Genomic DNA, 23,252 nt, shown 5'->3' with positions numbered 1-23,252 from the left:
GGCTTTTCACCTCAGGCCGCAGAATCTGGCGATGGCTTCATAGGTTTGCGGCGTGCTGGTCAGCAGCGCGAAGAGCACGAACCAAAGACCCAATAAGTAGTGCCAATAGGTGGTACAGAGCTCTACGCTGACGCGCAGTTGCGGCAACGGCACGTGACGCAGGAATTTAACGACGGTTATGCCCCAGGCAATCAACCCGCCCAGCAGGTGAAGGCCATGCACACCGGTCAACAGGTAGAAGAAACTGTTGGCCGGATTGCTGGCGACAAAGTAGCCCCAGGCGACAAACTGCTGCCAGACCCAGACTTGTCCCGTCAGAAAGGCAATTGCAAATACCCCCCCCACGACAAAACCCATGACCGTTGCGTCCAGTCGAGCCTGTCGGGCGGCCATGCGCGACCACTGCAGTGCGATGCAACTCAGTACAAGAAAAGCCGAATTCACCCACAACGGCCATGGGTTGGCTAAAGGCGCCAAGGGGTCTGTCAGGGGTAGCCAGTCGACCATTTGTGAGCGGGCAATGAAGGCGAGCAGGAAGAGAAAGAATAACGAACTCACCACAGCCAGAAACAAGCGCAGGCCTACCCTTGCGGTTCGGCTTCTATCGGCGTCGGCCTGAATACCTTCAGGATCGCGATTCCAACTGCCGCCGGGGTCAGCGTCGTCGGCGTTTCTCAATAGCAGTCTGTTCATGTTTTAACGTCCGCTATCTTGGTTCCGGCACTGAGTTGCCGCATTTGCTCCAGCTCCTCGGCAGAGACCGTTTGCGGCACGAAATCCTGCTCTATCCCCGGCACGCTGTAGTCATAGGCCCAGCGATGCACCACCGGCAATTTCGCTCCCCAGTTACCGTGTACCGGTGGGGTGTTCGGCGTTTGCCATTCCAGACTGGCCGCGCCCCAGGGATTACTGCCTGCGGGCTTACCTTTAAATACACTCCAGGCCAGGTTGAACACGAACAGCAACTGGGAAACGCCGACGGTTAATGCGACCACCGTGATGAAGGCATTCAACTCTTGCGCCGACTGCGGGATGAACGCGTAGTTTTCATAGGCGTAGTAACGGCGCGGCATGCCCTGGAAACCCAAGTAGTGCATGGGGAAGAAAATGGCGTAGGTGCCCAGAAAGGTAATCCAGAAATGCAGCTTGCCCAGGGTGTCGTTAAACATGCGCCCGGTGACTTTCGGGAACCAATGATAGATGCCGCCGAACACCACCAGTACCGGTGCGACCCCCATGACCATATGGAAATGGGCGACGACGAAATAGGTGTCCGAGAGCGGAATGTCCACGATCACATTGCCGAGAAACAACCCGGTCAGACCGCCCACCAGGAAGGTGACGATAAAGGCCAGGGCAAACAGCATCGGCACGGTCAGATGAATGTCGCCCCGCCACAGGGTCAACACCCAGTTATAGACTTTCAGTGCAGTCGGCACTGCGATGATCAAGGTGGTGACGGCGAAGAAAAAGCCAAAGTACGGGTTCATCCCGCTGACATACATATGGTGCGCCCAGACCACAAAGCTGAGCACGCCAATCGCAATAATCGCCCACACCATCATTCGGTAGCCGAAGATATTTTTACGCGCATGGGTGCTGATCAAGTCGGAGACCAGACCAAATGCAGGAAGAGCCACGATGTAGACTTCCGGGTGGCCGAAGAACCAGAACAGGTGCTGGAATAATATCGGGCTGCCGCCCTGATGATTGAGCTGCTGCCCCAGCGAGATGATCGCCGGCATAAAGAAGCTGGTGCCCAATAGTTTGTCGAACAGCATCATGACCGCGCTGACAAACAGCGCCGGGAAGGCCAGCAAGGCCATGATCGAGGCCATGAAGATTCCCCATACGGAGAGCGGCATGCGAAACAAGGTCATGCCGTGCGTGCGTGCCTGCAACACCGTGGTGACGTAGTTCAAACCGCCCATGGTGGCGGCGACAATAAAAATCGCCAGTGAGATGAGCATCAGGACAATGCCCCACTCGACCCCCGGTGTCCCCTTGGTGATGGACTGCGGCGGATAGAGCGTCCAGCCCGAACCGGTGGGACCGCCCGGCACAAAGAAACCGGCGAGCAATACCAGTACCGCCACCAGGTAGAACCAGTAGCTCAGCATGTTGACGTAGGGGAAGACCATGTCGCGGGCGCCCACCATCAGTGGGATCAGATAGTTACCGAAGCCGCCCAGAAACAGAGCCGTCAGCAAATAAATGACCATGATCATGCCGTGCATGGTCATCGCCTGATAGTAAGTATTGGCGTCCATGAACGCCAAACTGCCAGGGAAGCCTATCTGTAAGCGCATCAAGTCGGACAACACCACGGCGATAAGCCCCACGAACAGAGCCGTCAAGGAATATTGAATGGCTATGACCTTGTGGTCCTGACTCCAGATGTATTTGGTCAGGAAACTTTTAGGCTCGTGCAGTGCTTCTGTTTCGGCTTGCTCCGCATAGGCCATCACGTCATCCTCCTGTCGAAGTTTCGGTGTACTGCTGGCGGCTTACGGCTATTTCCCTGGCTGCGCCTTGCTCGTATCAGCGTCGGCATTCGCTTTGGATTTGATAAAAGCGATCAGTGCATTCAACTCCTTATCGCTGGGAGCAAAGACCGGCATGACGGGTGCATATCCCTTGACGATTTTGGCAGCGGGATTAAGAACCGAGTCTTTTATATAGCCCTCATCGACCTTGATGCTCGTACCGTCGGCAAGGGTTTCGGTCTTGCCGTACAGACCCTGCCAGCTGGGACCGATGCCCTTGCTGCCATCGACACTGTGGCAGGCCAGGCAGCCGAGCGATTCAGCCAACTGCTGTCCCTGCGCCGCCAGGTCCTCACCTGGGCCCGGCGCTTGGCCGGCAGCAGATTCGTCGCCTTGTCGCGCAGCACCCAGTGATTTGATCAGGGCGATGAGTGCACCCAGTTCATCGTCATTGAGAGTATAGGTCACCATGACTGGCGGGTAGCCTTGTACCAGGCGGGCCTTCGGATCGAGGATCGACTCTTTCAGGTAAGCCTCATCGACCTGCACACTGCTGCCATCGGCAAGCTGTTCAGTGCGGCCATACAAGCCCTTCCATCCCGGGCCGAGACTGGCACTGCCATCCTGGCTATGGCAGGCCCCGCAACCGTATTTTTCGACCAACTGGCGGCCTTTTTCCAGCACGCTGTCCTGACTGGGCTTGGCAGCCGCGGCTAATGTCTGTGCAAACGTCGGTTGGCTTTTCAGCCATTGATCGAAGGCGCCCTGCTCTTCCACGATCATCTGGCCGCGCATGTTGTAATGACCGACACCACAATATTCAGCGCAAAGAATTTCATACTTTCCGGTTTTGGTCGGAGTAAACCAAAAGTACGACACCATACCCGGCACCATGTCCATCTTGCTGCGGATTTGCGGAACATAGAAATCGTGCAGCACATCTTTGGATCGCAATAAAACTTTCACCGGCTTATCGAGCGGAAGACGAACTTCATTGCTTTTTATCAGTACATCGTCCTGCCCGGCAGGATCATTGGGATCAAGGCCGAGGGGGTTGGTGGAATCAACAAATTTGATATCTGTCTTACCCAACTTCCCGTCTTGGCCGGGGAAGCGAAAGGCCCACTGCCACTGCTGGGCGATCACTTCAAGTTCATAGGCATTTTTCGGTACCCGGATAAAATCATCGTAAACAACCAGGCCTGGCGCCAGCATGGCGACAATACCTACCGAAGTAACGATAATTAACCATAGTTCCAGTTTTTTACTTTCTGGTTGGTAGTGCGCCCTGGATCCCTCCTTGTGACGATAACGCATCACCGCCACCGCCATAAAAACCGTGATGGCGATGAAAAATATTCCGCTAATGATCAGGGTGATAAACAGGGTGGTGTCTATGGATCCCCAGTTGGAAGCTGCCGGTGTTGCATGCCAAGGCGCGAGTATATGGAAGAGTACTGATGCAATAACGATTAGTATCAAGATAATTGCTATTGCCATGTTCTCTTCATCCTGTTCCTGTTGCTCATTGGTTATGCCAAAGCATCGCCACTGACGTCCAAGCAGGGCAGACAACTGCCACCCATCCCGGTGGCAAAGTCAGTAAGAAGTATAGAGCCATCGGGCTGTACCGTGAGGCGGGCAAGCGAGGCCCGGTTGCCAGCTATACTCAATTTCAGATTACGGACGGCAGGGATCGGCCAGAAGCGGCCCAAAAGACGAACCCTGCCTGTGCGTAGCAGTCAGATAAGTGATGGTATTGAGAACAACAGCCACAAAATCCAGCAGTCCACGACGGAGGTTTCGTCATGAGTGCCCTGACGATCGAAGGCTGGTGCAAGCCCAGCCCCGACCAGAAGTCCATCCCGATCGGTGAGATCCATTTTGACGTCGATGACCCCCTTCATCTGCGTCTGGAGCAAGCTGAAGAACGTCTACAAGAGACCCATGAGCCCGAAGCCATGGTCGATGTCGACATGAGCACAATGGATTTGGTCTTGCCAGAGGGATATGGCCCCTTGTCCGACTGCCAGATGCGCGTCTATCTGCATTACGAGCGCGGTCAGTTCCATTTGGTCGGGCATCGAGCGAGCGATGGAAGCTTGATCTACACCAATGCGGTTTTGATTGATCAGTTGCTTTAAAAACGCCGCATGATGCGCGGGAACGCAAAAAACCGGTCCGCAGCGGCCGGTTTTTTATGCCTGAAATTTGAGCATTCCTGGCGCTTCGGCGCTGCGGCAAAACCCTGCAATACAGAAAACGGGTTCTACCCAAACCATCGCGACATGCCCTCCTGGACTCGTTTCATGCAGCTCTTCCATCCGTATCCAGGGTGCGTTGGTGGTTATAGTGTTGATTAGTGATTCTCAGTAGGTATAGTAACCATAAGCACACCACAGGGAGGTGATGTGAATAGCCGGTTTTTGATAAGCCAAATCGTTGCGGACGGCTGGTATCTGGTACGAATCAGGGGGAGTCATCACCACTTCAAGCATCCGACCAAGCCTGGACTGGTGACGGTTCCTCACCCGAAAAAGGACCTGCTCAAGAAAACGGCCATTAGTATTTTGCAACAGGCGCTGCTCTGACGAACCGATGGACTGCGCCCTCGGAGGATAACGAACATGCTTTACCCCATCGCGATTTCCATGGGTGATGACGAACACGCCTGGGGCGTAGAAGTTCCGGATATTCCAGGTTGCTTCTCCGCCGGGGAAGATCTGGATGACGCCATGGCCATGGCTCGCGAAGCCATCGAAGGTCATTTCGAGATTCTGGCCGAAGACGGATCACCGATTCCGCCCGCCAACAAAGTGACCCTGCATGCGGCTAATCCACAGTACGCAGGGTGTACGTGGGCCGTGGTGGATATCGATGTCACCAAATACCTGGGCAAGGCCCAGAAACTCAACATCACCCTGCCCGGCTATCTGCTCAACCGCATCGATGAATACGTACTGCACCATCCGGAAGAGAAAAGTCGCTCCGGGTTTCTAGCCTCGGCGGCGCTCAAGGTTTTGCAGCAAGGCTGATGGCCTGAATCGGGTCAATCAAGGGGACAAATGTGTCCCCTTTGATTCCTCAGCGCGTCGCCACCATAAACAACCGCGGAAACGGCAGCAGCACCGAACCATCGCTCAGCGCCGGATAGGCCTGCTCGATTGCCGCCTGATACTGCTTGAGATAGTGCACCCGTTCCACGTCATCCAGTGCTTCGAGAAAAGGCCGCAAACCGGAGCCCTTGAACCACTCAACCACGCCCGATGCGCCGTCCTTGAGCGGATGGTAGTAAGTGGTGCGCCATACATCGACGCGAGTGCAGTGGCCACGCAGCATTGAGTAGTAGCCGCTTGCACCCTCCATTTCCGTTCGCTGGCCGGCAGCCCTTGCCAGCTTGTCAGCCCAAGGGCCGTTCGCTGCGACCTCGCGCATCAACCGGTGCGACGGTTCGTTGAGATTATCGGGCATCTGGATCGCCAGGCTGCCGCCGGGCGTGAGCCTGTTCACCAGCGACGGCAGCAACCTGGCGTGATCCGGCACCCACTGCAGCACCGCATTGGCGAAAATCACATCGAACGGGCCGGCCTCGTTCCAGGTATCAATGTCAGCGGTGTCGAAACGCACCTGAGGCAAGCGCTTGCGGGCGGCCTCGATCATATCGGTCGAACTGTCCAACCCACGCACCGCGGCATCGGGAAAGCGCTGCATCAGCAACTCGGTCGAATTACCGGGCCCACAACCGATGTCGATGGCCGAACGGACGTCCACCGCAGGGATGGCGGCCAGCAAGTCACGCGCCGGGCGCGTGCGCTCATCTTCAAAAGCTACGTATTGTTTGGCGGACCAACTCATATCGCTCTCCTGTCGGGTGCATTGTTGTCGCCAGGGGCAGACAACCGGTTGGCTACGATACATCGTCCGCGTCAGTTAACCCACGCCCCCACCCGCCAATGCCAGCCATCGTTACGTTGCTCCCAGTGCGGATGCACATAACGATACCCCGGTCGCTCCGGGACCCAATGGCCATGAACCGCGACATAACGCCCGCCTTCCCAACGCCAGTACCCCCTGGACCAGAGGTAACCCGGTCGCCCCGCAGGCTCTACCTCGATAACGCGTTCCGGCGGCGGCTGCGGTGCGATGACCTCAACATATTCACGCTGCACCGGACGCCGGTCATGAACGACCCGTTCCTGCACACAACCCGCTGCGGTAACCACCACTGTCAGCAACACCATGTAACGTAACAACATGCCGCCTCCTCTGGCTTGAAAGCCAAGTTGAGTAAACCAGCAAAAAAAACGCCCCCCTTTTCCACCATGCTCCTGCCTGGTTCATTGCTTTTTTAACAGGTCTTATCTGTCTATTGCCTGAACCCGGATCACTTGACGATCGGAAAACACAGGGGATCCGAATGAGCCTTTTTTATCGCCAAATCGTAGGAAGCCATAACCGAAATGACCGTTCGTCGACCGAACAGCAAAGCAGTTTTGACAGTATAAAAATGGCATCTATAGTCCTATCGCGGCCTGTTGGAAGGAACCCAACCCGTCATTTCAAGGCAAGGAGCAAGGCCAGCTCGTACCCGTGATCGAGTGGGTTCCCCAGTAGTGTGTTCGCAACGGCCACAAGGCAAGCAAGCGTTGTCGTGCCTGGTAAGTAGCCAGACAATCACTATGTTCAAAGGAGCTTCACTATGTCTCGAGTCACGGATGTACTTGTTTCCATCGACACTGAAACCATTCTGAAAAACTACCCGAACATCAGCAAAAACCCTGCTTCGCCGACGCTGATCGACTGGAAGCACGTCTACATGGTCACCAATCAGGACAACGTGGTCAGCGGCCAGGCCGGTGGCGAGCTGGACCTCAAGGCCCAGGTTGGCGATCTGATTCGCTGGCGTGAAACCAGTCTGTCCCAGAGCTTCGAAACCGCCGTAATTTTCTACAAGTTCATCGGCAACTCAGGCAACGAGCTGATCTCCCCACCCTCGCCGCGCCGCGCTACCGCGTGCGTTGCAGTCCCCAACACCAGCAATCCGTCAGTGCCTAGCTGCCAGAAAGTCGACAACCATTACTGGTCCTCGGAAACCCTGGCGTGTGGTCGTGTGACCTACCACTTCAACTTCCTGATCGTCGACCGCAACTGCCAGATCATCGGCTGCTGCTCGTGGGACCCATTCATTTCCATCCATAACTGATGATGGAATCGACCCCTCGGCAACGAGGGGTCACCCCAGTTCGTTGCCGCCTCGGCTGGAACAGGATGTCTTGCTTGAAACCGAAGCGGCTACCGTTTTGCGTCAACATCATGAAAGGAATCCATGATGACTTCCGAACCGATTACCCCTCCTTCGGCGAGTACCGTGACCGCCAATAGCGTGCTGCTGGTCGTCGATGCCGAATCGCTGCTTTCGCGCTATCCACAACCCAGCCTTGACCCGCAAAAGCCGACCGTGATTGAAGATGGTTTCATCTTCGGCATCAGCGCTACATCAGCAGCAGAAAATATTAAAAATGACAGTAAAATCACACTAACTACCAACAACGGAAAAGTCTTTCACATTCGCGGCAGGACCGTCAGTTTGCTGGCTGAACAGAGCGTGGTATTCCACAACATCACAGTGGACGATACCGGGATCCTTTCTCCGCCCAAGCTGATCGTCCACGGCGACCAGACCGTCCCCGCGCCCGACCCCGCCAACCCGAACCAGCCGGGCAGCCACAAGGCCGATGATCATTATTGGGAGTGCTCGCAACTGAGCACGGGCGTGGCAACCTGCGAACTGAGCTTCATGCTGATCAACCAGCGCTGCGAAGCGCTCGGGTATTTCAGCTGGAAGACCAAGGTGACGCTGTCGGCGTGAATAGAGATTATCGAGTAGGAGGCGGCTTCACAGCCGTCGTCCTCTCACACCACCGTAGGTACGGAAACAAGCAAGTCCAGGCACTTACAGTGGCAAGGTATTGCAGTGCTTGATCTCCTTGAGCGAAAAACCGGTGTACATTTCCTTGATATTGCCGAGCGTACGTATGCGATGCATGGCGAGTTCATGGAATGCCTCCATGTCTTTGACGACTACCTGCAGGAGGTAGTCGTATTTCCCCGACACTTTGTGACAGGCAATAATGTTGGGCAGCGCCAGGACGCCCGCTTCGAAATGTTCCATGGCTTGCTCGGAGTGACTATCGAGGGTGACGCTGATGAAAGCAAAAAGTCCAAGCCCTATGGTCTTCGGGTTCAAGTGCGCGTGATACCCGACAATCACCTCCTCTTCCAGGCGCTTCAGGCGCTTCCAGCAGGCTGGCGCTGACAGGCAAACACGAGCGGCGATCTCGGCGTTCGTCAGGCGACCATTCATTTGCAGAATGTCCAGAATTGAACGATCAACCTTATCCATTTCCGCCATGTGTTCTCTCCCTTTAACAATGCGTACGCGGTAGGGCGATTGGTCCCATCCCGCAGGTCCTTGATCAAGCATCCATTTCTAGAAACTACAAATACTAGAAAGAAAATTACATAAAGAACACATTTTGGATAATTAACGACTGAAAAATAACTAAATACAGACTCGTTTCGAAAACTAATTTTCAAGGCACTGAAATACAATTTCTTGTCATTTCCGACACCCAAGCCACTGGCTCTGACAATAAAAATAAGTAACAACGGAGGCAATATTGAGTATTTTCAGAACAAAAGACCTGGACGCAATGATTGCTGCTGCCCGAGCGCCTGCAGGGTTGAAAAAAGTGCTGGGGCCGATGGATTTGGTCCTGATTGGTATCGGTGCAATCGTGGGGACGGGCATCTTTGTATTGACCGGAACCGGCGCATTGACTGCGGGACCAGCCCTTATGGTTTCATTCCTGATAGCGGCGTTGGCCTGTGCTTTTGCAGCGCTCTGTTATGCCGAATTCGCCTCATCTGTACCGGTAGCAGGCTCGATTTACACCTACAGCTACGCGACGCTGGGAGAGTTGGTGGCCTGGATGATCGGCTGGGATCTGATGCTCGAATACGGACTGGCCAGTTCGGCTGTGTCTGTTGGGTGGTCGGGTTACTTCCAGTCCCTGCTGAGCGGATTTGGGCTGAGTCTTCCGGTTGTGCTTACGGCAGCTCCAGGCTCTTTGCCCGGCGTGGAAACCTGGTTCAACCTACCCGCGCTGGTGATTATGCTGGCAATTACCTGGATGCTTTCCATGGGCATCAAGGAATCCGCGCGCGTGAACAACGTGATGGTGATCATCAAAATCGCCGTGGTACTGCTCTTCATCGCCGTTGGTGTGCGACATGTTCAGCCGGCTAACTGGCAACCATTCGCGCCCTTCGGCGGCCATGGCATTTTGAGTGCTTCGGCCTTGGTTTTTTTTGCTTTTATTGGTTTCGATGCGGTTTCCTCTGCCGCCGAAGAAGTGAAAAAACCGGCGCGTGACCTCCCCATCGGTATTATCGGTTCCTTGGCTGTTTGTGCGGTGTTATACGTTGCCGTTTCAATGATCATGACCGGCATCGTGCCCTATGCCCAATTCCTTGGCGTTGATCATCCGGTTTCATTGGCGTTGCAACATGCCGGTGAAAGCTGGGTTGCCGGGTTCGTTGATTTAGGCGCGATAGTTGGCATGACGACTGTCATTCTGGTGATGGCTTACGGTCAAACCAGGATCATCTACGCAATGTCGCGCGACGGACTGCTTCCCCAGCGCCTTTCCAGGGTTCATACACGATTCGGCACCCCATTTTTCGCCACCTGGATGGTCGGAATAGTCTTCGGGCTGATCTCGGCACTGATTCCGCTGAACGTCCTCGCCGAGTTGATCAACATCGGTACGTTGGCCGCATTCAGTCTGATCTCGGTGGCAGTGATCGTATTGCGCAAGACCCGACCTGATCTTCCTCGCGCATTCAGATGCCCGGGCGTGCCCATTGTTCCATTGCTCGCCATCGCGTTCTGCGTAACCTTGATGACCTTCCTCAAGCAGACGACCTGGCTGGCATTTGGGGCGTGGTTGGCAATTGGCCTGGTGATCTACTTTGCCTATGCGAGGCGCCGCTCGTTATTGCATTAATCCAGCATTTCGTCAGGTCTGGAGTATCAATCAACCTCCAATAGTTTTCAGGTGCGAAACTGCATTCCAGTTGCGCACCTGATTACATTCGCCTGTCAATCCTCACCTCATTTGTCCTGTTTTTAGCCCTAGGAGACCAGTGGCGCGCATTGGCAGTGGCACGCGAACTCTATTTATTCAGTTACCCCATTTAACTCATGACTTAGGCCCGCCACGGTGGAAGAGCCCCTTCGAAAAGTGAAAAGGCTCGATGCAGGAAACCGTTGAAGCGAGCAGCATCACGCCGCAGCCCTGCCTGTTGACCACCAATCAGGCACAGATGGGCCACCTGACCAATCACTTCTGCTTGGCCTGGCATATGGACCAAGCGGCGGCACGTGCGTATCGCGAAGTCCAGTCGTCTTGTATCAACACGCTGCTGAAACTCGCCTACCAACGGATCATGCAGCGACCAGGCTCGGATGGAAATTTCCCGCCCAGGTTGTTTCTCAGCGGCAATACTCAAGTAGCGTTTCAAGGTTTCGCCCGCGCTACGACCCTGCGCCGCATAAGCGAGCATGCGCTCCGTGTAGTCTTCTTCCCAAGCGGCCAGCAAGGTGCGGACAAAGTCTTCGCGATTGCGGAAATGGTGATAAAACGATCCGCGGGTCACATTCAATCGGCGCGATAGACTCTCGGCCGAAACGCCAATGTGCCCGATTTGGTCGAGAGCCTCAAAACCAGCCGCGATCCAATGGTTACGAGTTAGTTTTCTCACCCGTTATTTCGCTCCATGTTTAGCGCCATACAGACTGTGTATGGTGCGCAACCGATTGATACGCTGCGAACACCAGCAAAGATGGCCGTTGCGTTTTGCACGCCAGCACTTTTCATGGAGCTCGCCTTGAAGAAAATCGTTCTGGTTGCTTTCGACCAATTCACTGATATCGACCTATTCCTGATGTGGGACATCTTAGGCCGCAACACCGAGGACTGGCACGTCCGAATATTGGGTTCCAGCTCTATCGTGCGATCGGCGCACGGCCTGCCTGTTTCGGTGCACGGTCCGCTTTCCGAGGCCAATAGCGCCGACGCGGTATTGTTCGTCAGCGGCAAGGAAGGGATACCCGCTGCACTTGCCGCCCCAGATTTCCTGCCGTCGTTTGAACTTGACTCCAGACGCCAGCGAATCGGCTCCATATGCGCCGGAGCTTTCATTCTCGAACGGCTTGGGCTACTCAGCGGCCAAGCAACTACACATCCGGATGCACGATCGAGCTTGCAAGCTCTGGGACTTGAGCCCCTGGACCAGCCTCTTGTATGCCAGGGGAACGTTGCAACCGCTGGCGGATGCCTTTCGGCGCTCTATCTGGTGGGATGGTTGGTTGAATCCTGGTTCGATGTCGACAAGCGCCGTGCGACGTTGCTCCCTGTTCTGCCAGCCGGGCAGCAAGAGCTCTATGATGCCTTGATCGGGTTCAGTATCCGACAAGCACTTACAGGGCGACAAGGAGCGTTACACGACAAACCATCGCAACAAGAGACGCGACATGGCATGTCGTCTAATTGGTAGTTAGAACTCAGGAGAGATCCCCGATGCCCCGAGAATTTGAGCTCATTATGTCCGTGCCAGTCCCCTCGAGGTCCGGCATCACCCACCTTTACAAGTCGATGAACCTGGCGGACGCTTTTGCGATTCGGCTCCCTGCGGGCACATCCAGCAATCCAGATTTGCTAGCTCGATTCATCCTTTCCCACCAGCCATCCTGGATCGGATGGCTCATGAAAGTCCGAGACACTATCGCTGCCTGTTTTGGTCTCAAGATAGCCAAACATTTAGCATCACTTGCTAATCGGATTGGAATCTTCAAGGTCTACAGCACGAACCAGACTGAAATCGTGTTGGGAGAGGACGACAAGCACCTCGACTTCCGGATATCGATCCTATGTTCTGGAGAGACAGGGCCAGAAGGCAGTCGCCAACTCGTTTTTTCAACCGTGGTCCAGTGCCACAACCGTCTAGGCCGGGCCTATATCTTCGTTATTGCCCCATTTCACCGCTTGGTTGTTAAGGCCAGCCTCCTCAGTGCTGCGCGCATCGGTTGGCCTCTGGCTACCTGCCCCTAAGGCTGAGAGCGCTTCTAACCCTTCCATCGAAAGGCTGTTCTTGCAGGCCTGGCCAAGTCTCTCATGTCAAACGTCAGGCCTCTAAGATGCATTCAATATCTCTACGGCGCACCACAAAGAACCGGCCTCAAAGGCCGGTTCTTTTTATGGTACGTATCCAACAGTGCTAGTCGTAATAGCCAACAGTCTTCTTCAAGTGGTCCGAATAATCATAAATCTCATCAACCGATCCAATCGGATGCCGCGTCTCGTTTTTTTCTTCGTCAAAAATCCCAATGTACTTTTGTGAACGATTGAAGTGAAGGCGACAAATCGGTTTGCGATTGTTGTCATCCAGCAAAATGCCAAAGTAGCTTTGCGTGTCGCGTTGCACTATCCGTTTAGCATCCACAACCGAACGAACCACTGCCCGGACAATGTGATACCCCTCCAACTCCTCCAGAGTCGTCAGGACTTTATCCTCTGATTCATCACGTTGACCTGTCTGATCACTGCCGCCAGCAGGAACCGGTACCGATGCCAGCGCAGGCTGAATGGCACCACTCATAGCTGATTTGAGTCGGTCATTGATCTGATCATTGAGAAACTGCACGACCGCTTTTCTCGTTAGCTCTTGAAACTGCTCACGGACTTTCTGGGTGATGACCCCGTCATACACTCGAGAGGCAAAGACTTTTACAAAGTCGTCATCAGGCTTGAGGACCTGCGAAGCAATGACCTTCTTGATCTGACTGACGTATTTCAACTCACCCGCGGCGTTGATGATCGAATCCACATCGAATGCAGACTTGGTGAGCTTGATCAATTCGGGGACGGAGTACTCGTCGATATCCAGAAGATCGAGTTCAAGAAACGGTTTTTCATCCATCTTGTTGGGCGCATCCAGGTCGGTGAAGAATTTGTAGACCTGGCCGTTGGTGAGGATGGAGATTCGAGCGCTGGTGACATGGAAATAGCGAAACAGCTGGGAGGCATGATTGATGTGCAGCGGCTCGCCGATTTTTTTGCACTCGATGAGGATCTGTACCTCCCCTTCTTTCATGATCGCGTAGTCAATTTTTTCTCCTTTTTTGGTTCCGATATCGCAAACGAATTCCGGAGTCACCTCACTCGGATCAAAGACATCGTAGCCCAGCACTGTACTGATAAAGGGCATGACGAAAGCATTCTTGGTGGCCTCCTCTGTCTGAATGGCAGCGCTTTGCAAACGAACCTTGGCGGCTAGACTTGCTAACTTCTCAAAGAATTCCATGAGTGACCTCTTACTTGATGTCGATCCGTGTGTTTGCGTACTGGCAAATTGACTTCCATTGATACTAGACACAAACCGGCACAAAGAAAGATTCCAATCAAAGATTCCAAATGCAGCAATTTCCCTTCAAAGCCCTTGGCTGTTCATCGACAGTGGGACTTTCCAGCAGAATTTTCATCACACTCGTGCGGTCTGAAAATCAGGCGCATCCGTATAAGGAGCACGGCAATGAAATTCGCGAAAATCGCACAGAAACTCTCCCTGTGGGCGGGCCAACCCCGAACATTCATGGGGGCGATCATTTTGATTTTCCTTTGGGGGCTGAGCGGGCCGATTTTTCATTTCGACGATACCTGGCAGCTGATCATCAACACCTCAACCACCATCATCACCTTCCTGATGGTGTTCCTGATCCAGAACACCCAGAACCGCGACACGGACATTCTGCACTTGAAGATCGATGAGCTATTGCGGGTAACCAAGGAAGCGCAGAACGCGATGCTGGGGCTCGAGTCGCTGGACCTCAATCAGCTGGAAGCGTTGAGAAAGAAATATCGCAACCTCGGTGAGGGTGAAACGATTTCGCTGGACGGCACGGTCGTCGAGGAAACAAAAAAGCAGGATTTGAATCAATGCTGATCTACGTCCCGCGGGTGGCCGACATCACCCGCGGGGGCAAGCAACTAGCGACTGGCTTGCAGTGCCCTGGCCATTTGCAGATGGTTTTGCAGCTTGGGCAGGGTTTCTTCGGCGAACGCTTTGATTTGCGGCACGTCCGTGGTCTGCGCTTGTTGTTGAAGTTGCTCGATGGCTTCCTGGGTGGTTTTTACCTGACTGTCGACGTACGCCTGATCGAAAGAGGTATCGTCCTTAATCTCCGGCATCAAGGCTTTGGCCTTGTCGACCACCTCCTCGCGAGGCGCGACCGGTAAATCGAGTTGCTTGGCAATTTTCGCCAGATGCTGGTTGGCGGTGGTGCGATCGTTGATCACCACGATGGTGTAATCCTTGACCTCTTTGGATTCGGTTTTCTGGTGCGCCAGACGACTGGCTTCGATGTCGGCAATGCCTTGGGCCGAAGCCTCATTGACGAATTCGGTGGGAGACTGGGCAAAGGCACTGCTGGCACACAGGCCCAGTAATGTGGCAAAACCGGCATTGCGTAAACGGGTGGCCATCCGGCTCATGGTCGCGCCCTCCTTCTTGAAATTCAAACGGGAGCTTGCGCCCCCGTCTATTAAACAAAACCACCTTCACCTGTTACCGAGACTTCTGACCGCCTTTGCGGTCCATGCTTCCTTTCGAAGAGTCTTTATCAACGGTCGTCGTGGTGGTTTTCCCACCTTTGCGACCGGCTTCAGACGCCTTGGTTCGATCGTTGGCGAAGCCTCCCGGGTTCGGATTTTTTGAAGTAGGCATGGTTCTCATCCTCTTGGTGATGATCACAGCGAGCAATCGCCCGCATAGGATATGAATTTCCATGCCAAAAAAGGTTTAGAAAACCTGGCAGCGCCGCGACGAACGGTGACGGATTTTCAGACCCCGAGACGTGAATGGTGCTGGCGCTTGGAGGCGTACATCGCCTCATCCGCATGCCTGAACAGCTGCTTTTCTTCAGTACCATTTTCGGGGTATCGCGCGACGCCGATGCTCGGCTGGATCGTCAGGCTGTGCCCGTCCAGACGCAGGGGCTGAACCAGCACCTGACGGATTTTCCCCGCCACATTCTCGGCGTCTTCCGCGACGTGGATGCTGTGCAACAGCACGACAAATTCATCACCGCCAATGCGCGCCACCGTGTCGGTTTCGCGCACGCAGCCCTTGAGCCTATTGGAGACTGCTTGCAGCAGCATGTCGCCGACCGCATGACCGAAGGTGTCATTGACTTGCTTGAAGCGGTCGAGGTCGACATAGAGCAATGCCATTCGACCGGAGTCTGCCCGGGCCAGTGCCAGCGAGGCTTTCAGGCGTTCGCGCAGCAATTCGCGATTGGGCAGCTGAGTCAGTTGATCGTACTGGGCCATGCGCTGGAGCCGGGCATGCAATTGCTTGCGTTCGATCGCGGTCGCGACCTGGGCACAAACATACTGCAGCAGCTCCTTGTCTTGCTCGGTGTAGCGCTCGCCGCCCGGCACGCTTTTGACGATCAGAGCGCCAATGGTGCCGTTTTGCGAACTCAACGGCACGCCCAGCCAGCAGGGTGAGTCGTGGCCCCTGACCAAAGCCGCAAACCCTTCAGGCAGATTGTCCTGATCCGGGGTCAGCAGAATCGGCAAGCCACTGCGAATCACTTCTGCGCACAAACGCCCGGTAACAGTCCCGGGATCCTCGGGTTGCAGCTCATGGTCGTCGACGTGATAGGGGAAATTCAGCTGCGCACAGTGCTCGTCATACAGCGCCACGGAGAAATTCAACGCCGGCAGCCATTCGCCGATGATCGAATGGATGCGTTTGAACAGCGCCAGCAAATCTTCCGCCGCGTGGGCCGCTTCGGAGATCGCATACAGCGCCGCTTGTCGGGACTCGGCCTGTTTGCGCTCGGTGATGTCGCGAGCCACGGCGATACGCAACTGATCGACCTCCGACCAGCGTGCCGACCAGAGTATGTGCACCACCCTGCCGTCCTTGCGCAGGTAACGATTTTCAAAGTTGAGCTTGGGTTCGCCCCCCATGATATCCCGCGCGGCGTCGAGGGTACGCTGTCGGTCGGCGGGATGAACCAGGTCGATCATCGACTGACCGATCAGCTCGTCGGGGGTGTAACCGAAAATGCGCTCGCAGGCCGCGCTGACAAATACGAAGCGACCTTGTTTGTCCACCGCACAGACGGCATCCAGCAAGAGGTCGATGTAACTCGCCAGTGGCGCGGAATTTCTGGTTTCCATGATGCCGAGCGCGTGTCCGGACAATGCAACAATTGAACAACCCCTCCCTGACCGGTCATACGCCCGAGCGATGACGTGCAGCCGACGCGTCCCTGCGTTCAGCCTCAAGCCTTGTTCGTCACCAGCCCTGGCAGCGCATGCACCAGGGCATTGATGGCGAAGCCGATGAACATGACCCCGCACAAGCGGGTGATCGCCAGTTCATGACGCTGATACAACGTGCGCACCTGACGCGCACCGACGATGCTAATGAGAATAGCGTAGGCCAAAAGGCCACCAATGAAGCTCAAGATGATCAACCAGGGCAACATGGACCAATGCAGCAACTCTGCACGGCTGGACAACAGCGCAGTAAAGGTCGCCACCGCCACCGGGTATGCCTTGGGGTTGGTCAGGCCGAACAGGATGCCGTGCCAGAACGGCTGCCGCGCCGGGCCCTGAGGCGCCTCGGCACTGGCGCGACGAGCGCGAACCGCGCGCAGCCCCAGCCAGAACAAATAAAGCCCACTGAGCACACCCAGCACATCGAACGCAGTGCTGCCGATTTCCCGCGCACCGACAATCGCAATCAGTGCAGTGCTGCACCAGACCACGTCGCCCAGCAAATGCCCGCACAGAAACCCCGCCCCGGCCCGCCGTCCGCGTGCCGCGCCGATGCCGAACACCGCCAACACACCGGGCCCCGGCGTAATGCCATAAATGAAGCCCGAGGCGAGAACGGCCATTAGCAGCGATGGAGTCATGGAAATTCCTGAGGACGCCGGGTGAAGGGGCGCAATTCTATCTCAGGACGCCGAACATCGACTCACTGATCGTCGAAGAACTTCATCCCCGCATAGGGTCGCTGCCGACAAGCCACCAGCCGCGACGCCAGATCCCCGACATGCGCCTCAAGCTTGTGCCCATCCGGGTCGAGAAAATAGAACGACGCACCTTCACTGCGGTTGTCCCGCCATTCCCGCACGTTGGCGGATCGCAGGCGCTCGACGAACGGCAGGAAGTCCACAGCTTCGAGGCTGAAGGCGTAATGGGTGTAGTCGGCGGCCGGCACGGACTCGCGCCGTGGATCGAGAGAAAGGCACAGCCACAGACCGGGTAGCGAGAGATAGGCGCCGGTGTCCCAAGTGGCTGCAAGCTGAAGTTGCAGCAGATCGCGATAGAACGCCACGCTGCGGTTCAGGTCAGTGACGGCGAGGGTCAGGTGGTTGAGGCCGGTTAGCATGGGTTGGGTAACCTTGAGTCTCTCTGGGTGGTCGCGAGCGGAGAGTAAAGCTTAAACATCCTTGAGCGTACAGCCGACGGGGGCTTTGTTGGCTGAGAGTCAGTCTTCGCGAGCAAGCCCGCTCCCACAGGGAGTGGCGGCGGGCACGAATCCTGTGCCCGACGCGGTCAATGTGGGAGCGGGCTTGCTCGCGAAAGCGGTATTTCTGACGCCGCGAACTTCAGAACTTGTCGAGCGTGCGCAGCTTCTGCGGCAACCCCCACAGCAACAACGCAGCGGCGATCAGCGCGGCGACACCGATGACGTACAGCGCGGGGGTGGTGCTGCCGGTCAGGTCTTTGATCCGCCCGACCATGACCGGGCTGACGATCCCACCGAACTGGCCAAGGGTATTGATCACCGCGATCCCGCCAGCGGCGCCTGCCCCGGCACCGGCCAGGAGTTTCGGTGGCAGGGTCCAGAAGCTCGGGATGGACGCGATGATCCCGGCACCGAGCAAGCCCAGGGCAACAATCAGGAAAGTCGTGTGGTTGGCGAAAATTCCTGCGCAGAAGAAACCCACCGCACCTGCCGCCACCAGACCCGCGACAAACTTGCGCCGCTCACCGGTGGCGTCTGATAACCGCCCGATCACCACCATGCTGATGGCGCCGCAGATGTAGGGAATGGCGGTCAGCAAGCCGATCATCACCGGGCTCTCGGTGCCGGCACTGCGGATCAGTTGCGGCGCCCAGAAATTCAAGCCGTAAGACGCCACCTGAATCAGAAAGTAGATCAGCCCCAGCATCAGGAAACCCGGAATCCGGAGTGCGGCCAGCAAGGAGCCGCCGCTCTTGTGGGGTTCGTGGTGCGCGATACGGCTGGCGAGCAGTGTCTTCTCCGACGGGGTCAACCAATGGGCATCTTCGATGCGGTCCTTGAGCACGGTCAGCACCAACAAGCCAAGGCCGATGCAAGGAACGCCACCGAGCAGAAACAGCCAATGCCAGCCGCGCATATCGAGGAAGCCATCAAGGTGTTGCAGCACCAACCCGGAGAACGGTGCGCCAACCAGCCCGGCAAACGCCGACGCGAGAAACAGCATCGAGGTGATGCGCCCCCGATAGTGCTGCGGGAACCACAGCGTCAGGTAATACAACACGCCCGGAGCAAAACCCGCCTCCATCGCACCGATCACGAAACGCAGGGCGTAGAACTGCCATTCGCTGTTGACGAAGACCATGGCCGCCGTCGCGAGCCCCCACGACATCATGATCCGGGCGATCCAGCGCCGGGCACCCACCTTGTAAAGCATCATGTTGCTCGGCACTTCAAAGATCACATAACCGACTACAAACAGCCCGGCGCCGAGGCCGTAAGCGGTATCGCTCAGGCTCAGGTCGGCCTGCAACTGGAATTTGGCGAAGCTGATGTTGATGCGGTCGAAAAACGCGAACAGGTAGCAGACCATGATCAGCGGCATCAGTCGCCAGGCGACTTTGCGGACCAGGGCTTTTTCGGCGTCGTGACTAACGGACGGGCTCACGCCCGCCTCCAGAACATTGAGGCTCATCGTGGTTTCTCCAGGCAGACGTCCCGTGGGCGTCCGATTGTTTTTGTTGTCTGGTTCGTTGTGGCTTTTGTAGGAGCGAGGCTTGCCCGCGAAGGCGGTGTGTCGGCCTCCATCGATGCTGAATGTCAGACCGCTTTCGCGGGCAAGCCTCGCTCCTACAGTGTTTGTTCGGTGGTTCAGGACGGTGTCGGGTGCAGGTCGCAGTTACGTCCGGCCTTGGCGAGCTGCCCGGGCACTTCATGGCCCAGCAATGCGGGTAAGCCTCGCGACAATCGCAGCAACAACGGCAAGTCGATGCCGGTGCGAATGCCGACTTCATCGCACAGATTGACCAAATCTTCGGTGCAGATATTGCCCGAGGCACCCGGTGCAAACGGGCAACCGCCAAGACCACCGAGGGCTGCGTCAAAGCGCCGGGCTCCGGCCTCGTAAGCTGCCAATACGTTGCACAGACCGAGGCCGCGCGTGTTGTGGAAATGCAGGGTCAGATCAGCCGGTGAAACCCGTTGCAACACCCGTCGCACCACACGGTCGACCTGGCGTGGATTGGCCATGCCGGTGGTGTCGGCCAGGGTAATGCCCGTAATGCCGAGCTCCTGATAAGCCTCGACAATCTGCAGCACGCGATCCTCATCGATCGTGCCTTCAAACGGGCATCCGAAGGTCGTGGCGATGCTGCCGTTGAGCCGCACCGGCGTGCTGCGAACGAACTCGACGATCTCGCCGAACGCAGCCAATGACGCCTCGCAGCGCATCCGCATGTTCGCCAGGTTGTGGGTCTGGCTGGCGGACATCACCAGGTTCAGCTCGTCGGCCCCCGAGTCCAGTGCTCGTTGTGCGCCTTTGAGGTTAGGGATCAACGCGACATAGATCACGCCCGGCTGTCGGGCGATGCCCTTGAACACTGGCTCGCCATCGCGCAGCGCCGGAATCGCCTTGGGCGACACGAACGAACCGGCTTCGATGCGGCTGAAACCCGCCAGCGACAACTGATCGATCAACGCAATCTTGTCGGCGGTTTCGACCCAGGTAGGCTCGATCTGCAAGCCGTCACGCGGGGAAACCTCCTGAACGATCAGCGTCTGGGAATAATCAGTGATCATTGCACCACCCCTTCAGCTTTCAACCGTTCGATGTCCTGGTCAGTCAGGCCCAGCCCCGCGAGGATGCCGTCGGTGTGCTGACCCAGGCTCGGCCCCGACCAGTTCACGCCACCAGGGGTCTCGGACATTTTCGGTACGATGCCCGGCATCTTCACCGTGGCACCGCCCGGCAGTTCGGCGTTGAGCAGCATGCCCCGCGCCTGATAGTGAGGATCGGCAACGATGTCGGCCACCGAATAGATGCGCCCGGCCGGGACTTCGGCAGCTTCCAGAGCCGCCAACACCTCATCGATCGGCAGGCTGCTGGTCCAGTGAGTAATGGCTGCGTCGAGCACGTTACTTTTGGCGGCGCGGCCATCGTTATGCGCGAACTCCGGCGCTTCGGCCAGGTCGGCCCGGCCAATCACCGCCATCAGACGCTTGTAGATCGGGTCGCTGTTGCCGGCGATCACCACGTAGGCACCGTCGGCAGTCAGGTAGGTGTTGGACGGCGCAATACCCGGTAACGCCCCGCCGCTGCGCTCGCGCACATGACCGAGCATGTCGTATTCCGGCACCAGGCTTTCCATGACGTTGAACACGCTTTCGGCCAACGACACATCAACCACTTGCCCGCCGCCCTGCCCGGTCTTGACCCGCAGCAGCGACATCAAGGCACCGATGACCGCGTGCAGCGAAGCCAGGGAATCCCCCAGACTCACCCCCACTCGGGCCGGCGGCGAACCGGGAGTACCGGTGGTATAGCGAATCCCGCCCATCGCCTCGCCGATCGCCCCGAAACCCGGACGATCACGGTACGGGCCGGTCTGGCCGTAACCGGAAATGCGCACCAGCGTCAGGCTGGGATTGAGGGCATGCAACACGTCCCAGCCCAGGCCGAGTTTCTCCAGGGCGCCGGGGCGCAGGTTTTCGATCAGCACATCGGCATCGGTCGCCAGTTGCTTGACCAGCTCGATGCCTTCAGGGGATTTCAGATTCAGCGCCAGGGACTTCTTGTTTCGCGATTGCAGGTACCACCACAACGAAGTGCCTTCGTGCAGCTTGCGCCATTTGCGCAAGGGATCGCCCTGGCCCATGGCTTCGATCTTGATCACTTCGGCGCCGAACTCGGCCAGCATGCGCGCGGCAAACGGTGCGGCGATCAGTGTGCCGATTTCGATCACTTTGATTGCACTCAAGGGGGCAGTCATCGCGGGGTACCTCTTGTTCTTGGAATATGCGCCAAGGCTAGAGGACCGGGTGTCCAGGAATCCAACCTTCTGTTGGCAACGACCGTTCGCGAAACGCGAATGCCTGGCTGGAGATGATCGCGACCTCAAGTCAGTCTTCGCGGGCAAGTCAGATCACCGCACCGCTCGCTCCTACAGGATTTCGGTTAGTCGTGTATTTGCGTCCGCCTGTAGGAGCGAGGCTTGCCCGCGAAGAGGCCCGTCCATGCAATCGAGAACTGTCAGGCCTGGCCACGCAAATGCTCAAACAACATCCGGCTCACCGGCGACAGCGCCGCTTGATCGCGCACCACCAGAATCAACGCACGATCCGACCAGTCATCCGTCAGCGGCACCGCGTGCAACCCCAGCGCCCGGCCAAACAGTTCGTAGGCCTTCAGCGGCAGGATGCCGATGCCCATATTGGCCTGGACCATCCGGCACATGGCGTCGAACCCCGGCACATGAATTCGTAGCCTCAGTACCTTGCCGGCCTTGCGCGCGGCTGCATGGGTGCGCATGTTGATGGAACTGGCCGAATGCAGACCGACATAATCGCTGTCCAGCGTGTCGGCAAATGCCAGGGTCGAACGACTGGCCAGCGGATGATCGGCCGGCATCAGCACGACCAGTTTATCCTGGCGATAAACAACACTGTGCAGTCCCTTGACGTCGCTGTCGCTGGAACAGATCCCAAGGTCCGCCACACCATCGAGCACACCCTGAATCACCCCACTACTGGGGCGCTCCTCGAGGTCGGTCTTGACCTGCGGATGGCGCGCGGAAAAGTCCCGCAGGTCTTCGGGCAGGAATTGAATGATCGCCGACAGATTGGCGAGCATCCGCACATAACCGCGTACACCGTGGCTGTGTTCGCCCAGCTCGAGGCCCATTTTCTCAACGTTGAACAGCATCTGCCGGGCATAGTGCAGCAGGGTTTCACCGGCCGGTGTCAGGGTCATGCCCTTGGCCTGACGCACGAAGAGGCTAATGCCCAGCGCCTCTTCCAGTTCCATTAAGCGCTTGCTGGCCGCCGACACCGCGATCGCTTCGCGGGCGGCGGCACGGGTCAGGGTGCCCTCTTCGTGGACGGCCACAAACAGCTGGAGAGTGATCAGGTCAAGGCGGCGGATCAGGCTTTTTTGCAGCATGGCTGGGCTCGATGATTTCGGTGCGACTGAGTCGGCAGGATAGCCCGGATTCGATTCGTGCCCGCCATCCAATGACCCACAGCACTCCGGGGCATCGCCCTACAACAAATTCTCTTACAACTCTCAGTACTACCGGAAACAGCCGATTCAAAGCCCAGCGGGACTCTCTGTAAAGTCTGGCAACACACACAAACTGCAACAAACCCACGGATAGATTC

The 23,252-nt window shown here is 56.8% G+C and carries 26 protein-coding genes; 9 read left to right on the top strand and 17 right to left on the bottom strand.

Annotated features, from left to right (window positions below; genetic code table 11):
- Positions 1–6: 6 nt before the first annotated feature.
- Genes AC30D7_RS12595 through AC30D7_RS12585 form a run of 3 tightly spaced genes read right to left on the bottom strand, consistent with a single transcriptional unit; the run spans position 7 to position 3,986 of the window.
- Entirely contained in the window at positions 7–693 is a 687-nt protein-coding gene (locus AC30D7_RS12595) for a cytochrome c oxidase subunit 3 (RefSeq protein ID WP_490134266.1), read from the bottom strand.
- The gene (ctaD, locus tag AC30D7_RS12590; RefSeq protein ID WP_490134315.1) at positions 690–2,465 is read right to left on the bottom strand and encodes a cytochrome c oxidase subunit I; all 1,776 of its coding nucleotides are present in this window, start codon (positions 2,463–2,465) and stop codon (positions 690–692) included. Before ctaD ends, AC30D7_RS12595 begins: the two co-directional genes overlap by 4 nt.
- A 48-nt stretch (positions 2,466–2,513) precedes the next feature.
- On the bottom strand, positions 2,514–3,986 hold the full coding sequence (locus AC30D7_RS12585; protein WP_490134314.1) for a c-type cytochrome: 1,473 nt from the start codon (positions 3,984–3,986) through the stop codon (positions 2,514–2,516).
- A 308-nt stretch (positions 3,987–4,294) separates the two neighbouring features.
- Between AC30D7_RS12585 and AC30D7_RS12580 the strand changes: the two genes are divergently transcribed.
- From AC30D7_RS12580 to AC30D7_RS12570, 3 genes are all read left to right on the top strand, one after another.
- On the top strand, positions 4,295–4,630 hold the full coding sequence (locus tag AC30D7_RS12580; protein ID WP_018926814.1) for a hypothetical protein: 336 nt from the start codon (positions 4,295–4,297) through the stop codon (positions 4,628–4,630).
- A 267-nt stretch (positions 4,631–4,897) separates the two neighbouring features.
- Positions 4,898–5,077 (top strand): type II toxin-antitoxin system HicA family toxin, encoded by a 180-nt coding sequence (locus AC30D7_RS12575; RefSeq protein WP_007984690.1) that lies wholly within the window; start codon positions 4,898–4,900, stop codon positions 5,075–5,077.
- Positions 5,078–5,113: 36 nt separating this feature from the next.
- Positions 5,114–5,521: a type II toxin-antitoxin system HicB family antitoxin gene (locus AC30D7_RS12570; protein ID WP_008074516.1), complete on the top strand. Its 408-nt coding sequence runs from the start codon at positions 5,114–5,116 to the stop codon at positions 5,519–5,521.
- Positions 5,522–5,570: 49 nt separating this feature from the next.
- Here AC30D7_RS12570 and tam read toward each other — a convergent pair whose 3' ends face one another.
- Positions 5,571–6,341 carry a trans-aconitate 2-methyltransferase gene (gene tam, locus AC30D7_RS12565; RefSeq protein ID WP_490134265.1) on the bottom strand — a complete coding sequence of 257 codons (771 nt, stop codon included), beginning with the start codon at positions 6,339–6,341 and terminating at the stop codon, positions 5,571–5,573.
- Positions 6,342–6,412: 71 nt separating this feature from the next.
- The gene (locus AC30D7_RS12560) at positions 6,413–6,742 is read right to left on the bottom strand and encodes a YXWGXW repeat-containing protein (protein ID WP_490134264.1); all 330 of its coding nucleotides are present in this window, start codon (positions 6,740–6,742) and stop codon (positions 6,413–6,415) included.
- A gap of 443 nt (positions 6,743–7,185) precedes the next feature.
- Between AC30D7_RS12560 and AC30D7_RS12555 the strand changes: the two genes are divergently transcribed.
- Both AC30D7_RS12555 and AC30D7_RS12550 read left to right on the top strand, forming a co-directional pair.
- Positions 7,186–7,689, top strand: a complete 504-nt coding sequence (locus tag AC30D7_RS12555) for an inclusion body family protein (protein ID WP_490134263.1) — start codon at positions 7,186–7,188, stop codon at positions 7,687–7,689.
- 126 nt (positions 7,690–7,815) lie between these two features.
- On the top strand, positions 7,816–8,355 hold the full coding sequence (locus AC30D7_RS12550) for an AidA/PixA family protein (protein ID WP_490134262.1): 540 nt from the start codon (positions 7,816–7,818) through the stop codon (positions 8,353–8,355).
- A gap of 84 nt (positions 8,356–8,439) precedes the next feature.
- Here the strand turns inward: AC30D7_RS12550 and AC30D7_RS12545 are convergent, their stop codons facing one another.
- On the bottom strand, positions 8,440–8,970 hold the full coding sequence (locus AC30D7_RS12545) for an Lrp/AsnC family transcriptional regulator (RefSeq protein WP_490134261.1): 531 nt from the start codon (positions 8,968–8,970) through the stop codon (positions 8,440–8,442).
- A 196-nt stretch (positions 8,971–9,166) separates the two neighbouring features.
- Between AC30D7_RS12545 and bcaP the strand changes: the two genes are divergently transcribed.
- Positions 9,167–10,555: a branched-chain amino acid transporter BcaP gene (gene bcaP, locus AC30D7_RS12540; protein WP_490134260.1), complete on the top strand. Its 1,389-nt coding sequence runs from the start codon at positions 9,167–9,169 to the stop codon at positions 10,553–10,555.
- Between the two features lie 202 nt (positions 10,556–10,757).
- Here bcaP and AC30D7_RS12535 read toward each other — a convergent pair whose 3' ends face one another.
- Positions 10,758–11,312, bottom strand: a complete 555-nt coding sequence (locus AC30D7_RS12535; RefSeq protein WP_081625760.1) for a TetR/AcrR family transcriptional regulator — start codon at positions 11,310–11,312, stop codon at positions 10,758–10,760.
- A gap of 126 nt (positions 11,313–11,438) precedes the next feature.
- Between AC30D7_RS12535 and AC30D7_RS12530 the strand changes: the two genes are divergently transcribed.
- Positions 11,439–12,107 carry a DJ-1/PfpI family protein gene (locus AC30D7_RS12530; RefSeq protein WP_026286477.1) on the top strand — a complete coding sequence of 223 codons (669 nt, stop codon included), beginning with the start codon at positions 11,439–11,441 and terminating at the stop codon, positions 12,105–12,107.
- Between the two features lie 23 nt (positions 12,108–12,130).
- Positions 12,131–12,661: a DUF2867 domain-containing protein gene (locus tag AC30D7_RS12525; RefSeq protein WP_490134259.1), complete on the top strand. Its 531-nt coding sequence runs from the start codon at positions 12,131–12,133 to the stop codon at positions 12,659–12,661.
- A gap of 166 nt (positions 12,662–12,827) precedes the next feature.
- Here the strand turns inward: AC30D7_RS12525 and AC30D7_RS12520 are convergent, their stop codons facing one another.
- Positions 12,828–13,913 carry a type I restriction endonuclease gene (locus AC30D7_RS12520; RefSeq protein WP_204124961.1) on the bottom strand — a complete coding sequence of 362 codons (1,086 nt, stop codon included), beginning with the start codon at positions 13,911–13,913 and terminating at the stop codon, positions 12,828–12,830.
- A gap of 228 nt (positions 13,914–14,141) precedes the next feature.
- Between AC30D7_RS12520 and AC30D7_RS12515 the strand changes: the two genes are divergently transcribed.
- Positions 14,142–14,552, top strand: coding sequence for a low affinity iron permease family protein (locus AC30D7_RS12515; RefSeq protein WP_490134258.1), 411 nt, complete (start codon positions 14,142–14,144; stop codon positions 14,550–14,552).
- Between the two features lie 44 nt (positions 14,553–14,596).
- Here the strand turns inward: AC30D7_RS12515 and AC30D7_RS12510 are convergent, their stop codons facing one another.
- From AC30D7_RS12510 to AC30D7_RS12470, 9 genes are all read right to left on the bottom strand, one after another.
- The gene (locus AC30D7_RS12510) at positions 14,597–15,100 is read right to left on the bottom strand and encodes a DUF4142 domain-containing protein (RefSeq protein ID WP_490134257.1); all 504 of its coding nucleotides are present in this window, start codon (positions 15,098–15,100) and stop codon (positions 14,597–14,599) included.
- Between the two features lie 73 nt (positions 15,101–15,173).
- Positions 15,174–15,332: a KGG domain-containing protein gene (locus tag AC30D7_RS12505; protein ID WP_490134256.1), complete on the bottom strand. Its 159-nt coding sequence runs from the start codon at positions 15,330–15,332 to the stop codon at positions 15,174–15,176.
- 116 nt (positions 15,333–15,448) lie between these two features.
- The gene (locus AC30D7_RS12500; protein ID WP_490134255.1) at positions 15,449–16,798 is read right to left on the bottom strand and encodes a sensor domain-containing protein; all 1,350 of its coding nucleotides are present in this window, start codon (positions 16,796–16,798) and stop codon (positions 15,449–15,451) included.
- Positions 16,799–16,902: 104 nt separating this feature from the next.
- Positions 16,903–17,541 (bottom strand): LysE family translocator, encoded by a 639-nt coding sequence (locus AC30D7_RS12495; RefSeq protein WP_490134254.1) that lies wholly within the window; start codon positions 17,539–17,541, stop codon positions 16,903–16,905.
- Between the two features lie 62 nt (positions 17,542–17,603).
- Positions 17,604–18,020, bottom strand: a complete 417-nt coding sequence (fos, locus tag AC30D7_RS12490) for a fosfomycin resistance glutathione transferase (protein WP_490134253.1) — start codon at positions 18,018–18,020, stop codon at positions 17,604–17,606.
- A gap of 220 nt (positions 18,021–18,240) precedes the next feature.
- The gene (locus AC30D7_RS12485; protein WP_019580877.1) at positions 18,241–19,572 is read right to left on the bottom strand and encodes an MFS transporter; all 1,332 of its coding nucleotides are present in this window, start codon (positions 19,570–19,572) and stop codon (positions 18,241–18,243) included.
- Positions 19,573–19,748: 176 nt separating this feature from the next.
- Positions 19,749–20,675, bottom strand: coding sequence for a hydroxymethylglutaryl-CoA lyase (locus tag AC30D7_RS12480; RefSeq protein ID WP_018926830.1), 927 nt, complete (start codon positions 20,673–20,675; stop codon positions 19,749–19,751).
- Positions 20,672–21,865, bottom strand: coding sequence for a CaiB/BaiF CoA transferase family protein (locus tag AC30D7_RS12475; protein ID WP_490134252.1), 1,194 nt, complete (start codon positions 21,863–21,865; stop codon positions 20,672–20,674). Before AC30D7_RS12475 ends, AC30D7_RS12480 begins: the two co-directional genes overlap by 4 nt.
- A 260-nt stretch (positions 21,866–22,125) precedes the next feature.
- Positions 22,126–23,034 (bottom strand): LysR family transcriptional regulator, encoded by a 909-nt coding sequence (locus tag AC30D7_RS12470; RefSeq protein WP_490134251.1) that lies wholly within the window; start codon positions 23,032–23,034, stop codon positions 22,126–22,128.
- Between the last annotated feature and the right edge of the window lie 218 nt (positions 23,035–23,252).

Source organism: Pseudomonas sp. DF5 (assembly GCF_058148225.1).
This window is presented reverse-complemented; position numbering and strand designations above follow the sequence as displayed.

What these genes read in the sequence shown, in the direction of transcription:
- AC30D7_RS12505 (WP_490134256.1), bottom strand. Translation starts at nt 15,332, where the DNA reads ATGCCTACTTCAAAAAATCCGAACCCGGGAGGCTTCGCCAACGATCGA.
- AC30D7_RS12570 (WP_008074516.1), top strand. Translation starts at nt 5,114, where the DNA reads ATGCTTTACCCCATCGCGATTTCCATGGGTGATGACGAACACGCCTGG.
- AC30D7_RS12560 (WP_490134264.1), bottom strand. Translation starts at nt 6,742, where the DNA reads ATGTTGTTACGTTACATGGTGTTGCTGACAGTGGTGGTTACCGCAGCG.
- AC30D7_RS12500 (WP_490134255.1), bottom strand. Translation starts at nt 16,798, where the DNA reads ATGGAAACCAGAAATTCCGCGCCACTGGCGAGTTACATCGACCTCTTG.
- AC30D7_RS12495 (WP_490134254.1), bottom strand. Translation starts at nt 17,541, where the DNA reads ATGACTCCATCGCTGCTAATGGCCGTTCTCGCCTCGGGCTTCATTTAT.
- AC30D7_RS12485 (WP_019580877.1), bottom strand. Translation starts at nt 19,572, where the DNA reads ATGAGCCTCAATGTTCTGGAGGCGGGCGTGAGCCCGTCCGTTAGTCAC.
- AC30D7_RS12545 (WP_490134261.1), bottom strand. Translation starts at nt 8,970, where the DNA reads ATGCTTGATCAAGGACCTGCGGGATGGGACCAATCGCCCTACCGCGTA.
- AC30D7_RS12470 (WP_490134251.1), bottom strand. Translation starts at nt 23,034, where the DNA reads ATGCTGCAAAAAAGCCTGATCCGCCGCCTTGACCTGATCACTCTCCAG.
- AC30D7_RS12510 (WP_490134257.1), bottom strand. Translation starts at nt 15,100, where the DNA reads ATGAGCCGGATGGCCACCCGTTTACGCAATGCCGGTTTTGCCACATTA.
- ctaD (WP_490134315.1), bottom strand. Translation starts at nt 2,465, where the DNA reads ATGGCCTATGCGGAGCAAGCCGAAACAGAAGCACTGCACGAGCCTAAA.
- AC30D7_RS12555 (WP_490134263.1), top strand. Translation starts at nt 7,186, where the DNA reads ATGTCTCGAGTCACGGATGTACTTGTTTCCATCGACACTGAAACCATT.
- AC30D7_RS12475 (WP_490134252.1), bottom strand. Translation starts at nt 21,865, where the DNA reads ATGACTGCCCCCTTGAGTGCAATCAAAGTGATCGAAATCGGCACACTG.
- AC30D7_RS12515 (WP_490134258.1), top strand. Translation starts at nt 14,142, where the DNA reads ATGAAATTCGCGAAAATCGCACAGAAACTCTCCCTGTGGGCGGGCCAA.
- AC30D7_RS12520 (WP_204124961.1), bottom strand. Translation starts at nt 13,913, where the DNA reads ATGGAATTCTTTGAGAAGTTAGCAAGTCTAGCCGCCAAGGTTCGTTTG.
- AC30D7_RS12585 (WP_490134314.1), bottom strand. Translation starts at nt 3,986, where the DNA reads ATGGCAATAGCAATTATCTTGATACTAATCGTTATTGCATCAGTACTC.
- AC30D7_RS12595 (WP_490134266.1), bottom strand. Translation starts at nt 693, where the DNA reads ATGAACAGACTGCTATTGAGAAACGCCGACGACGCTGACCCCGGCGGC.
- AC30D7_RS12580 (WP_018926814.1), top strand. Translation starts at nt 4,295, where the DNA reads ATGAGTGCCCTGACGATCGAAGGCTGGTGCAAGCCCAGCCCCGACCAG.
- fos (WP_490134253.1), bottom strand. Translation starts at nt 18,020, where the DNA reads ATGCTAACCGGCCTCAACCACCTGACCCTCGCCGTCACTGACCTGAAC.
- AC30D7_RS12550 (WP_490134262.1), top strand. Translation starts at nt 7,816, where the DNA reads ATGACTTCCGAACCGATTACCCCTCCTTCGGCGAGTACCGTGACCGCC.
- AC30D7_RS12480 (WP_018926830.1), bottom strand. Translation starts at nt 20,675, where the DNA reads ATGATCACTGATTATTCCCAGACGCTGATCGTTCAGGAGGTTTCCCCG.
- AC30D7_RS12525 (WP_490134259.1), top strand. Translation starts at nt 12,131, where the DNA reads ATGCCCCGAGAATTTGAGCTCATTATGTCCGTGCCAGTCCCCTCGAGG.
- tam (WP_490134265.1), bottom strand. Translation starts at nt 6,341, where the DNA reads ATGAGTTGGTCCGCCAAACAATACGTAGCTTTTGAAGATGAGCGCACG.